Origin of the sequence: Collimonas sp. PA-H2, from assembly GCF_002564105.1 — a bacterium.
Taxonomy (GTDB): Bacteria; Pseudomonadota; Gammaproteobacteria; order Burkholderiales; family Burkholderiaceae_D; genus Collimonas.
The window spans coordinates 2,620,002-2,632,940 of the sequence record NZ_PDBX01000001.1 but is presented as its reverse complement, the minus strand read 5'-3'; the positions used below and the strand labels follow the sequence as shown (position 1 = coordinate 2,632,940).

At 63.4% G+C, this 12,939-nt stretch carries 9 protein-coding genes; 3 read left to right on the top strand and 6 right to left on the bottom strand.

Features of this window, described 5'->3' with window-relative positions:
* Positions 1-10: 10 nt before the first annotated feature.
* Positions 11-1,165: a JmjC domain-containing protein gene (locus tag BCF11_RS11955; protein ID WP_158229183.1), complete on the bottom strand. Its 1,155-nt coding sequence runs from the start codon at positions 1,163-1,165 to the stop codon at positions 11-13.
* Positions 1,166-1,442: 277 nt separating this feature from the next.
* Between BCF11_RS11955 and BCF11_RS11950 the strand changes: the two genes are divergently transcribed.
* Both BCF11_RS11950 and BCF11_RS11945 read left to right on the top strand, forming a co-directional pair.
* Entirely contained in the window at positions 1,443-4,991 is a 3,549-nt protein-coding gene (locus BCF11_RS11950; RefSeq protein WP_098494939.1) for a pyruvate formate lyase family protein, read from the top strand.
* 129 nt (positions 4,992-5,120) lie between these two features.
* A complete protein-coding gene (locus tag BCF11_RS11945) occupies positions 5,121-6,548 on the top strand; it encodes an MFS transporter (RefSeq protein WP_098494938.1) in 1,428 nt (475 codons plus the stop codon).
* Positions 6,549-6,663: 115 nt separating this feature from the next.
* On the opposite strand, the gene BCF11_RS11940 is transcribed toward BCF11_RS11945, so the two are convergent.
* The 4 genes from BCF11_RS11940 to BCF11_RS11925 all read right to left on the bottom strand — a co-directional run bounded on the left by BCF11_RS11940 (position 6,664) and on the right by BCF11_RS11925 (position 10,711).
* Positions 6,664-6,963: a hypothetical protein gene (locus BCF11_RS11940; RefSeq protein WP_233212459.1), complete on the bottom strand. Its 300-nt coding sequence runs from the start codon at positions 6,961-6,963 to the stop codon at positions 6,664-6,666.
* Between the two features lie 354 nt (positions 6,964-7,317).
* Entirely contained in the window at positions 7,318-8,115 is a 798-nt protein-coding gene (scpB, locus tag BCF11_RS11935) for a methylmalonyl-CoA decarboxylase (protein WP_098494937.1), read from the bottom strand.
* Positions 8,115-9,353 (bottom strand): CaiB/BaiF CoA-transferase family protein, encoded by a 1,239-nt coding sequence (locus tag BCF11_RS11930; RefSeq protein WP_098494936.1) that lies wholly within the window; start codon positions 9,351-9,353, stop codon positions 8,115-8,117. The genes scpB and BCF11_RS11930 overlap by 1 nt, the downstream gene beginning before the upstream one ends.
* Positions 9,354-9,388: 35 nt before the next feature.
* Positions 9,389-10,711: an MFS transporter gene (locus BCF11_RS11925; protein WP_098494935.1), complete on the bottom strand. Its 1,323-nt coding sequence runs from the start codon at positions 10,709-10,711 to the stop codon at positions 9,389-9,391.
* Between the two features lie 183 nt (positions 10,712-10,894).
* Between BCF11_RS11925 and BCF11_RS11920 the strand changes: the two genes are divergently transcribed.
* Positions 10,895-11,821, top strand: a complete 927-nt coding sequence (locus BCF11_RS11920; protein ID WP_098494934.1) for a LysR substrate-binding domain-containing protein — start codon at positions 10,895-10,897, stop codon at positions 11,819-11,821.
* Positions 11,822-11,850: 29 nt separating this feature from the next.
* Here BCF11_RS11920 and BCF11_RS11915 read toward each other — a convergent pair whose 3' ends face one another.
* Positions 11,851-12,363, bottom strand: coding sequence for a GAF domain-containing protein (locus BCF11_RS11915; RefSeq protein ID WP_098494933.1), 513 nt, complete (start codon positions 12,361-12,363; stop codon positions 11,851-11,853).
* Positions 12,364-12,939 lie beyond the last annotated feature (576 nt).

Below are 12,939 nucleotides of genomic sequence, written 5' to 3'. Positions count from 1 at the left end.
GTCCCTCGCCTCAGGCACTACCCTCCCTCAAGATCAAGCCGGCATCCGCAAACTGTTCCAGTATTTCTGCCACCCGCGTGGTCGCCACGGTCGTGGTTGCCTCGGCGGCCTGATGACCGCGGAAAGATTTTTTCCGCGCGCTGACCCACTTCAGAACCTGGCGCGCGTCCGGCGCCAGCACGCTGCGCTCCTGCTTGCGGCCAGATTGGATCACCAGCACATCGTCCTGGCCGCTGCGGCCGGCGTCGACGCGGCAGGCGATCTGCGGATTGCGTTCAAACGAGGCAGTCAGGACGCCGCCCCAGTCGGCCAGCAAGTCGTCGGCCGACAGTTGCGCCACCGCCTCGCCGGCGGCTTCGATCAGATGCTGCAGGCGTTGCCGCTTTTGTTCATGGCCGGCAGTCGACGCCAGGCCGAAGGCCAGCTCGCGGCCGTCGTCATGCTTCAGCATCAAGTCCCTGATTTCATCCATCAGCAGATCGGTCCAGGACGGCGGATTGATGGTGAACAGCAGCGAGAGAGAAGGCTCGTGGTTGAGGGTGCAATGCCAGTAACCCGGATGCAGGTACACCAAGGTGCCGGGCCGGGCCTCGAAACGCCGGCAATTGGGCGGCATGCGGGTCGGGAACGGCTGGCGCGCATAGCGCTGCATATGCTCGTTGATCTCGGCGCCGGCCGACCAGCCGACATGCGGATTGACCAGATGCTTGTTTTCAGCGACGCACCATTGCTTGCTGCCGATCAGCTGGATGTTGATGGTGACGTTCGGATCGAAATGAAACCCTGAGCCCGTGCCTTTGGAAATGAAGGCTTCGAAATACACATCATCCTGGCGCAGGCCGAGGTCGCGCTCAAGCTTGCGCGCGATCGGTGCCAGCGCCGGCACGTGGTCCTCGACCTTGCTGAGGTAAAGCGTGTAGCCGCTTTCATAGAATGCCGGCAGTTGCCGCGCGCTGGCGTTGATCAGCGGGTTTTTGGTGTCGCGCGGGGCCCAGGCATCGGCCTCGCCGCGCCAGGCTTCCAGCAGCGCATCGATGCTGGCCAGCTCGGGGATAGCGGCGATTTCGGCAAAGCGCTGCGGCGAGCCGTGGCCAACATAGGGCTTCTTTTGCCAGTAGCGCGCCATGAAAGCATCCAGCGTCAGCGGATGGATCAGATCAGCCATTCCCAGCTTTTTCATCATCACTCCCGTCGATTCAGAGACCAGCCCCGAGCCTGACTGCTTTGCATAAAGACTAGACTTAATATTTCCATATTGCAATATAACTGGAGCGCCTACTGTCAAATTTGACAGTAGGCGCAGATTGGCGCTATCCGCGGCATGGCTTTCCGATAGAATAAATTTCCGCAAAGAAATTAAAAACAAGCTAGCCACACCGGTCCGCTGCCAGCGGCAATCGCTCTCCCACGGCCTCGCGCCACGTTCAGATAAGGATCTCAAGATGTTTATCGACGCTATCAAACATTCCCAGTACGGCCTGTTGACCCGCGCCATTTTCGGCCAGATCGCCACCATCACGCTGCACGACCACAGCCAGGCCACTGAAGCAGCATTGCTCAGCCTGATCCGTTCGCTGGCGCAGGCGGCCAAGGCATCGCCGGCCAAGGCCGGCCTGGTGGCGGCCTTCGATCCCAACTTGTGGGGCGGCTGGCACGACCGTGATATTCCGGTATCGCGCACGGTGCTGAACAACTCGCCCAAGCTGCGCGACAGCGGCGGCGACGTCCTGCTTTACCTGAAAGCCGATAACGCCGCGGCGGCCGCCCAACTGATGGAAAGCGTGCGCCCCGGGCTGGAAGCGCTGGCGGCGCAGATCGAGATCCTGGCGGTCGGCAAACGGCCGGACGGCAAGGTGATGGGCGGACGCTACCTGGACGGCATCACCAATCCAAACGATCCCGTCAGCCTGGCTGCCGACATCCTGGTCGACGGCGAATTCCAAGGCGCCTGCTACGGCTTCACGCAAAAATTCCTGTTCGAATGGAGCAGCATCGGCGACATGCTGCCCGATGCCCAGGACGCCATGCTGGGCCGCGATCCGGCCGGCGCCATCCTGCCGCAGCACGACCACAACGCCCATATCCGCCGTGTGCATGTACTGGACAGCAACGGCGACAATCTCAAGCTGCTGCGCCAGGCCTTGCCGTTCGGGGAACACGCGGGCAGCGCCGCGCGCGAGAAAGGCTTGATGTTCGTCGCCTTCTGCAATGCCCAGCCGCGCTTCGAAACCATCATCAAGCACATGATGGGCGAGCTGCCGGAGCGGCCGGCGGACCGCCTGATGAGCGTGGTGCAGGGTATCGCCGGCAGCTACTGGTATGTGCCGAATGCGCAGGAACTGAACGTGCCGGCGGCCGGCATCGACAATGTCCAGGAAGATCCGCACTGGCAGGTACGCAGCAAGAACGGTTACCTGTTCTACAACGGTCAGGACTATCTGCACCAGATGAGCGAAGGCAAGTACCTTGCCGGCGATCCGCCCAGCCCGCGCCTGCTGACCTTGCTGGGACGCGCGTTTTCACACTGGAACGACGGCTGGCTCAAGCGCAATCCTTTCCCGCGCCTGCCGCATCTGTCGGAACTGGTCAGCGAGGTGGAAGCGCCATCGCTGACTTCTTCAGTAGCGCTGCGCAAGGGGCTGGCCAATCACAAGACGCTGGCCGGACTGCTGTCCAGCCCGCAGTCCGATATCGCCCGCAACAACGGCTTGCTGCGCATCTATCCGGAAGAACTGCTGGTCGGCGTGATTCCCGATTTCACCCTCGGCCGCGGCAAGGAAGTGGTGCCCTACCTGAACCAGGATGAAACCGTGGCGGCCTGGCTCAAGGGTCAGCTCAACGAATGGTCGGCGATGGGCCACGTGGTGCCGCATTACCAGAAACTAGTGAGGCTGGGACTGAGCGGCCTGATCGCCGAGCTGAAGCGGCAGATGGAAGCGACTGCGCTGCTGCAGCAAGACAATCCCGGCGACAGCGCTTTGAAAGACCGGCTGGAATTCTATATTTCAGCCGCGCTGTCGCTGGAAGGCGTGCAGGAATACCTGGGCAACTGGGCTACCCTGGCAGAAACCGCCGCCAACGCCGCACAGCGCTCCGGCACTGAGGAAAACGCCGCCAATATGCGCGCCGTCGCCGCCCGCCTGCGCCGCCTGCGCACTGAGCCGCCGCTCAGTTTCCAGGATGGCGTGCAGCTGGTGTTTTCCTTCCATTGCTGCCTGCACCTGGTGGGCGAGCTGACCTCGCTGGGACGGCTGGACCAGATCCTGTGGCCCTTGCTGGAACGCGACAACATCGCTCCCGAGCGAGCCCAGGAAATCGTCGACTGCCTGTGGCTCAAGATCGGCGAGAATGCCTTCGTCAACCGCGGCCTGGTGACCGACTATGTCAACTACGGCACCACCGCCGTCTGCGGCTACGGCGGCAATTTCCCGCAGGGCGGCGGCATCAACCAGTGGGTGCAGCAGATCACGGTCGGCGGTTATATCGCCAATGACGATGCGACCCCGACCGGCGGCGTCAATCCGGTCACCATGCTGTGCCTGAAGGCAGCGCGACGGATTCCGGTCAACGCGCCGACGCTGTCGCTGCGTGTGTACGACGGCATTCCGGACGAGATCATGGACGAGGCCGCCAAATGCCTGCTGGCCGGCGGCGCCCATCCGATCCTGTACCAGGACGACCGCCTCTGCCAAGCACTGCATGCCTCCGGCAGCCAGGTGACGCTGCGCTGGTCGCGCGACTACGCAGCGGACGGCTGCTACGAGCCGATGCTGGCCGGCGCCACCGGTTTTTCCTTCAACAATGTGACGCCGATGACGGCGCTGGAGCAAACCCTGAATCAGGGCGCCTGCTACGGCGAGGCCGGCCCGGTCTACCTGCGCGGGCTGAAGCAGACCTTCCGCTCGCCGCCGGCAGCCGAGATCACCAGCTTCAAGATGCTGCAAGAGATCTTCCTGCAACAGCTGGAGTGGATCACTATCCAGAGCTATAACGTGATCCTGGGCGGCTTCGGCAATCTGTCCGGCATCTGCCCCAGCCCGCTGCTGTCGGCGCTGATCGAAGGCTGCGCCGAATCCGGGCGCGACCTGACCGCCGGCGGCGCCCGCTTCAACATGATCGCGCCGCTCTGCGTCGGCGTCTCCAACACCATCGATTCGCTGTATGCGATCCAGAAACTGGTGTTCGATCCCGCCACTGCCCTCACTACCTTGCCGGAACTGGTCGACTGCCTGATCAACGACTGGGGTTTCAACATGATCGAGCCCTATCAAAGCCAGCTGCTGGGCCCGGCCGACGCCGCAGAACGCGGCCGCCGCTACCAAGAGCTGCGCAACGCGGCGCTGGCGCTGCCCAAGTGGGGCAGCGGCGATGCCGAGGTCGACGCCCTCGGCGCCTGGGTGATGGACAACACCGTGCGCATCTGCGTCGATGTGATACGCAAGCCGCATCCGGCCTTGCAGCCGGTGCTGGATGGCATTGCCAGCACTTACGGCAGCGCCGAGTTCGTGATCACGCCTGGCATCGGCACCTTCGAAGGCTATGTCGGCGACGGCCTGCCCTGCGGCGCCTCGGCCGACGGCCGCCGCAACGGCATGCCGATCGCCTCCGACCTGTCGCCGGTGCCGGCGCCGCAAGACCTGCCGCCGGCGCCGGCTTTCCGCAACATCTACCAGGCGCTGAAAAGCTGGCGCGTCGACTCCATCGAATATGGCCTGTCGAACGCCTCGCCGGTCGACATGAACATCGAGGAGGATTTCCCGCTGCAACAGCTGCAGCGTTTTGTGAAGGCTTACGCACGCGGCGAAACCGGCTCCAACCTGATCACCCTCACCTGCGCCGACCTGGCGACCTACCAGGCGGCGGCGAACGATCCGGAGCGCTACAACCTGGTGCGGGTGCGCATGGGCGGCTGGACCGAGTTCTATGCCACCATGTTTCCCATGCATCAGGAACAGCATCAGCGCAGGCAGTATTTCACGCCAGGAGAGTAGCCGGCAGCGCAGGGCGGCCGCGCTATACAGCCGGCCGCCCCTGCCGTGCGCTTGCTTCGATACACGCCGAAGCATCTGACCAAGCCAGGCACGTATATTGTTCTCCAGCCCCTTGCCTGGAGAACAGCGATGATAAAGAACACTGGCGCAGTAAATTTTCGCGCCGGCGACGGCCAGCCGGCGCGCAAGATACTGGCTGCGACCAGCATCAGCTACGCCATCGTGCTGCTCGACGCCTCGGTCGTCAATGTCGGCCTGGAGCAGATCGGCGCCACGCTCAACAGCGGCGTCAGCGGGCTGCAATGGATCGTCAACGCCTACACCCTGAGCTTCGCCAGCTTTCTCATGACGGGCGGCACGCTGGGCGACCGCCTCGGCGCAAGAAACATCTACCTGGCCGGCCTCATGCTGTTCACGCTGGCGTCGGCGCTGTGCGGCTTCGCTCCCAGCCTCGGTACGCTGGCCTTGGCACGGGCGCTGCAGGGCATCGGCAGCGCCATGCTGGTGCCCTGCTCGCTGGCGCTGATCAACCAGGCTTATCCCGATCCGGCCCGGCGCGCCGCGGTGATCGGCATGTGGATGGGCTGCGGCGGCATCGCCATGGCTTCAGGCCCGCTGCTGGGCGGCCTGCTGATCCACGGCTTCGGCTGGCGCAGCATCTTTTTCGTCAACCTGCCGCTCGGTCTGACCGGCATCTGGCTGACCTGGCCGCTGCCGCGCGACCGGGCGCCAGGTGCGCGCCACTTCGACGTTGCCGGCCAGCTGGCGGCGATCGTCGCGCTCGGCAGCCTGATTGCGCTGCTAATCGAAGCGCCGGTGCTCGGCTGGCAATCCATGCCCATCGTCGCCGGCATTGCCCTCTGCGGCGTCGCTGGCCTGCTGTTCCTCAGGATCGAAACACGGCAGCCGCAGCCCATGCTGCCGCTATCGTTCTTCCGCAACGGGCTGTTCGCCGCTTCCGCGCTGGTCTCCATGGTCTCCGCCCTGGTCTTTTACGGCATGCTGTTCGCTTTCAGCCTCTACTATCAAAGGGTGTTGGGTTATGCGCCGCTGCAGACTGGCCTGGCGTTCCTGCCGATGACTGTCATGGTGGCGATCGGCGGCCTGGCTTCCAGCCGCCTGACCCGCTTGTCCGGTGCGCGCGCATCGATGTGCGCGGCGTTCTGCCTGTATGCCGTCGGCGCCGCCGGCATGCTTCTGCCTGAACCGGGCTCACCCTATTGGTTCGCCATCCTGCCAATGCTGGCGATCGGTCTGGCTTCCGGCTTCATCTCTCCCGCTGCTACCGCGCCGGCCATGGGCACGGTCGAGCAAAGCTGTGCGGGAATAGCGGCAGCCATGCTGAATTCAGCGCGGCAAACAGGGGCGGCATTGGGGGTAGCGATTTGCGGCGCCTTGCTGGCGACGCTGCAGCCGTTCGCGCATGCGCTGCACATCGTGCTTGGAATGGTCATCGTCATCGCGCTGGCGGCTGCGTTGCTATGGTGGTTTTCCACCAGGCCGTCAGCATGCTTGCCGCGCGTTCAGGCGCGATCGAAAACCGCGGCGCTGCGATAAGTGCGATTGCTCAATGATCGATGCGGGTGCCGGAAGCCGGACCAGCCTGCGCTTCCGGCATGCATCTGTAGCGTCGTTCATCCTGTGCCAGACGGACGACGGCTTGCTGCGGGTATCAAGCGGTATTGCCTACCGCGATGAAGCTAAAGTTGCGGTCGGTATACTTGCCGCCGCCATCGCCGGTCTGGACGCTGGCGCTGCCGCCCGACACCGACGGGAAGATCACATTGTCCAGCGTGCTTTCGCCGCTGCCAAAGCCCCATTGCGCGCCGGTGATGGCAGGATTGTTGGTGAACTGGCTCTTGAACAGAATCGAATAATTGCCGGTGCTTTCACGCTTCACGCTGAAACCGCCCGAGCTGCTGACGATCGTTCCATCTTTTTCAATACTGCCCCACAGTAGAAGTTGTGCCATCGCTATTACTCCTTTGAGATAAGTAGTTTTCCAATTGATCGGGAAACGAGAAATGCAGCACCGGCTCCGGCTTGAAATAATCATGGCGCTATTTGCAGCGCCACTATTTTGCGTCCCTGGGCCAGTCAGTTCAGACTAGTCTGCGCTACTCGTATCCGCAGCTGTGAATAGTGACAGGTGAAAAAGACAACATGGTTCTCAACACAGTCCCCGCCAAAATCTAAAAGCACATGCGCCTCGAATGAAACAATGATTTTTATCGGCTGCGACACATTTTCTTATGCGCTTTCAACAGTTATATAGTTGAAATGAATCTATCCCGGAAAGCGCGATTCCACTGCCGCCGACGGCAAGTCAGACGCCGCGGAACAACGGCTGACGGCGTTCGCTGAACGCTTCCAGTCCCTCGCTGAAATCGGCGCTGGCGCAAGCCTGCCGCCGCAGTTCCGCGATCTGTTCCATTGCCTGCACCGGCAGCGGCTGCATGTCTTCCATGATGCGTAACTGCTCCTTCACCGCGCGCACCGCCAGCGGCGCCTTGGCGGCGATGCCGTGCGCCATTTCCAGCGCCGTGGCTTGCAGCATAGTGCTGTCGGCCATGCGGTTGATGACGCCGAACTGCAGCGCGCGCTCGGCTGTCAACGGCAGCGCGCAAAAGAACATCTCCTTGAGCACATGGATGGGCAGGTTGTGGAAAAAGCGCAGCAGCCCGCTGGTGGTGTAAGGCAAGCCGATATTCGCCGGCGTCATGGAAAAGCGCGCGCTGCGGTCCGCCACCACCAGGTCGCAGCTCATCGCCAGGTCTACCGCGCCGCCCCACACCGAGCCCGACACCATGGCGATCACGACTCCCGGATAGGCGCGTATCGCGCGCAAGACGCGCTCCAGCGGCTTGCCGTAGGCGACAGGATCGCGGTCCAGCGCCAGTTCGCCGAGATCGTGGCCGGCGCTCCAGACTTCGCCTCCGACGCCGCTGCCCAGCAGCAGCACCGGCACGCGCTGTTCGGCCAGTTGCAGCAGGCGCTGTTCCAGCGCGTCCAGCAGATCGGCGCTGAGTGCGTGGCGGCGCGCCGGATTGCTGAAGACGATATGGCCGATCCGTTCTTCGATGATGCGGCTGGTGACCGTGACTGCGTTATCAGAAGGATTCATCACGCCACCTCCGCCAGCGCTTCCGAGGTCGCCGGCGCCGCCTCCTGATGCGCCGCCTTGGAGGCCAGCAGCGCGTCGATCGCAGCCTGCTCGAAGCCGGCTTCCCGCAGCACCTCCACGGTGTGCTGGCCGAGAGCGGGCGGCGGCCGCCGGCTGAGCGCAGGGCCTGCATCGGCGCCGTAGCTGGTCACCGGCGTCGCCACCTGCCGCAGCTCACCCAGGATTGGATGCTGCGTGCTTGCGACTAGCCGGCAATGCAATACCTGCGGATCGGCGAACACCTCGGCCAAGGTATTGATTGGTCCTGCCGGCAAGCCGGCGGCGGCGAACAACTCGCTCCATGCACGTTTGCTGCGCGTTTTCAGGCGCGTTTCGAGCAAGACCTTCAACTCGTCGCGATGGGCGACCCGCAGCTCGTTGCTGGCGAAGCGCGGATCGTCCGGCAGCGCCGGCAGTTCCAGCAGCTGGCACAGGCGCAGCCACATGTCGGCGGTGATCGGCGCCAGGTTGAGCGGGCCGTCGGCGGTTTCGAAGACGCCGTAGGGTGCAATCACGGAGTGGGCGTTGCCGCTGCGTTGCGGGATTTCACCCAGGCTAAGATAGCGCTGGCCATGCACGCTCAGCAAGCCGACCAGGCTGGCCAGCAGCGAGCTGCCGACATGCTGGCCGCGTCCTGTGCGCTGACGCTCCAGCAGCGCCGCCAGGATCGCCATGGCCAGCCACATGCCGGAGCTCATGTCGCCGATGGCGGTGCCGGTGCGGGTCGGATCGCCGTCGGCAAAGCCGGTCAGGCTCATCATGCCGGAATAGCCCTGGGCGATCTGGTCGAAGCCGGGCCAGCCGCTCAGCGGACCGTCGACGCCGAAGGCGTTGATGCTGCCCATCACCAGCCGCGAGTTGCGCGCGCTCAGCACTTCGTAGCCGAGCCCCATGGCGGCCATCGTGCCCGGCTTGAAATTCTCGATGACGACGTCGGCGCCATCGATCAGCCGCTGCAGCGCCGCCATCCCCTGCGCATTGCGCAGGTCGAGGCAGATGCCGCGCTTGTTGGCGTTGCAGGACAGATAGTAAGTGCTGACGCCGCGGTCGAACGGCCCCCAGCTGCGGCTCATGTCGCCGCACGGTCCCGACTCCACCTTGATCACGTCGGCGCCCATGTCGGCCAGCGCCATGGAACAGAATGGCCCTGACAGCGCACGGCTGAGGTCGACGATCTTGATACCTTGTAGTGCTTGCATCTGTTTCTCCAGTCAAGTAATGACAGCTATGACGGTTATTGCGGCAGGTGCTGGTCGCGGGTTTCCACCGCAAACGGCAGGATCAGCAAGCCGGCCACGAAAGCCGCCGCGGTCCAGGCCACCGGCAGGCCGAGCGAACCCTGCCACTGGATCGCCGCCGCCAGCAGGAAGTTGACGCCGGCGCCGAGGAAGCGGCCGATGGAAGCGTTGAAAGCAAACGCGGTGGCCCGTATCCGGGTCGGATACTGTTCCGGCAGCCACAATGAAAAGATCGCAAAATTGCCGCCGAAAAAACCCAGGAACAGCAGCGACACCATGAACAGCTTGAGACCGTCCGCCAGGTAAAACACCCAGCCGAAGGCGAATACGATGGAGAACGCCATGCCGGCGAAATAGATGCCCAGCGCCATCCGGCGGCCCAGCCGCTCGGCCAGCCAGGGCGCCGCCAGGCAGCCAAGTATGGTGGCGAACGACAGGATCGCCGCGCCGATCGAGGCCAGGTGCACGGAGCCGATATGATCGACGCCGGCGCGCGTCGCCAGCGTGACCACTGCGCTGGCTTCGTACACCGAGCCGGCCCACAAGCCGATCACCGCCACGCCGACCAGCGAAGCGCTGGTGATGGTGCGGCGCCGGAAGGCCGGCGCAAACAGCTCGCGGAAAGAACTGCGCACCACGCTCGCGCTGGCGGCCACCTTGCCATGCGCGGCCTTGCGCCATTGGCCCGGCTCTTTCACCCGCAGTACCGTGAAGATCGCCAGCAGCGCCGGCGCCAGGCCGCACAGGAACATGGCGCGCCAGCCGTAGGTGGCGCCTATCGTATAGTTGAGCCAGGCGGCGATGAAGAAGCCGACGTAGTAGCCGGTCTGCAGATAGCCGGCGCCCATCTTGCGGCGGTCCTCCGGCCAGCTTTCGGCGACATAGGTGCCGGCCAGCGCCCACTCGCCGCCGACGCCGATGCCAGCGATCAGGCGGAAGGCCGCCAGCTCCCAGACATTGTGGGCAAAGGCGGCGGCGCCGGTGAATACCGAATAGATCAGGATGCTGGCGGCGAGCGTCTTGACGCGGCCGAAGCGGTCGGCCAGCGGTCCCCAGATGAAAGACAAACCCCAACCGATCAGGAACAGCGCGAACAGGATGGAACCGTACATGCCGAGATTACCAGGGGTGGCGGCGATGCCCGAGGCCGGCAGCAGCTCGGTCAGCGCCGGGATCAGCACCAGCGCATAGATCACCGAATCGACGCCGTCCAGCACCCATCCTGAATATACCGCCCAGAAGCCGCCGATCTGCTCGCGGCTGAGAGGCGTGCGCCGCGGCTTGACGCCGGGCGCGGTTAATCCGATTGCCTTGTCCATGCTTGTCTCCTTGTCGGCCTGTAGCGGCCGTGGTGTTGCGGCTAAGACTGGTCGCCGTGCCGCTGGTTTTGTGGGACAAGTATAGAAAAACGGTCGATAATTTAAAAATATGTTATTCCGCTTGCTTCATAGGATTAACGTATAGGATGACGCTACAAGATCAACAGGCTGGAGGAGCTGGACATGGATTTGCGTCAATTGCGGTATTTCGTCAAAGTGGTTGAATGCGGCAACGTCACGCACGCCAGCGAGGCGCTGCATATCGCCCAGCCGGCGGTCAGCCAGCAGATGCGCAACCTGGAGCGCGACCTTGGCATGCAGCTATTGGAACGCAGCGTGCACGGCGTGGCGCCGACCGCCGCCGGCCTCACCCTTTACCGCCATGCGACCGGGCTGCTGCGGCAAGCCGACGGCACGCGCGAACTGCTGCGCCAGGATGCCGAATTCCCGCAAGGGAAAGTATCGGTGGGCATGCCGTCCAGCACCTCGCGGGTGCTGGCGATCCCGCTGGCGCGCATGGTGCGCGAACGCTTTCCCGGCATCGTGCTGGAATTGATCGAAGCCCCCAGCGCCGACCTCGGCGGCCTGATCGGCGGCGGCCGGGTCGAGCTGGCGGTGGTGGCCGACGCGGCCGAAACGCGCGGCGTGGCGGCGCAGCGGCTGATCAGCGAAGCCTTGCACCTGATCGCCTGGCCGGATTTCCCGCTGCCGGCGGCGCCGGTGCAGCTGGCTGATCTGGCGCGCATGCCGCTGATCTTGCCGAGCGCGCCGAACTCGATCCGCAGCCGCGTCGACTGGGCTTTGAGCGAGGCGGGTCTGGCGTCCGAAGTGCGTTTCGAGGCTAGTTCCACCGCGCTGCTGTTCGCTGCGGTCATCGCTCGCCTGGGCGTCACCATCCTGCCCTGGTCGGCCGCCCATGTCGAACTGGATGAGCACAAGTTGAAGCTGGCCGCGGTCGACCACCGGCTGTTTTCGCGCGAGCTGTCGCTGTGCTGGCACGATACCGAATTGCTCAGCAACGCCGTGCAAAAGGTCAAGGCCATCATTGTGGAATTGTTCGCCGTGCTGGGACAGCGCCGCGAGTGGCTGGCGGCCGGCCACGGCGGCTGAAGGCGCCGGCTTCACGCCGGCACAGGGTTTTATTCGAAGTCGGTCGCCGCCACGAACACCGCCAACAAGGCTTGCAGGCCCTGCAGGTCTTGCGGCCGGAAACGGTTCAGGCTGGGGCTGTCGATGTCGAACACGCCGTACAGTTTGCCATCCTTGATCACCGGAATCACGATCTCGGCATTCGACGCCGCATCGCAGGCAATATGCCCGGGGAAGGCATGCACATCCGGCACCAGCACCGCTTCACGGCTGACGGCTGCGGCGCCGCAGACGCCGCGGCCGAACTGGATGCGCGCACAGGCAACCTTGCCCTGGAACGGCCCGACCAGCAATTCCTGCTCGTCGCCGTGGCTGCTCGCCGCGCCGCGCGGCCGCACCCAGTAAAACCCGACCCAGTTCAGATCGGCGACGGTCTGGTAGACCAAGGCGGAGAACTGCGCCGCATTGGAGTTCTGGTCGCGTTCCTGGTCGAGGATGCTGGCGGCCTGACGCGCCAGTAGTGCGTAATCGACATCGATTTCTGCAGTGGTGGAAGTGAACATGGATATCCCGGAAAAATGTGCTGCAAGTTTACATGCAAACGGACATTTTCTTTTGCAGCGGCATAAACGCAAAACTTGCGTCGAACAGTATGCGATAAATATTGCCGCATAGACATTTTTTGCAAATATCAAGCTGGCAATAATGACAGCTTTATTTTTTTTGCGGCTCGCTATACTGGACAAACACTTAATATGTTGCCAATTTGTTCCAACCTGGACATTTTTGCTCAACATTTGCGCTCGAATATGCCGGCTGCAGCTTGTAGTCCGAATCAGATTGGGGAGTAGATCAAGTCATGGCAAGACAGGCTTACCCGGTTATCGAAGATACGCCGTCGAGACATGCAGCCGCTCTCGCACAGGCAATATCCAGCTTCATGGAAGATTGCGTCGCCGCGGCGATGCGCTGGGGATAGTCCCCATCTGACAACGCTGCCGGCGCCGCGCGATTACCCTGCAGCGCACCCGCTCTCAGCCCAGCCTGAGAGTCAGCAATCCTGATTATTCACCCTGTTGCAAGCGCTACGAATCCGTTCCGGCGCCGGGGCCCTGTTTTCTTTTTTTTCCGGAGAATTC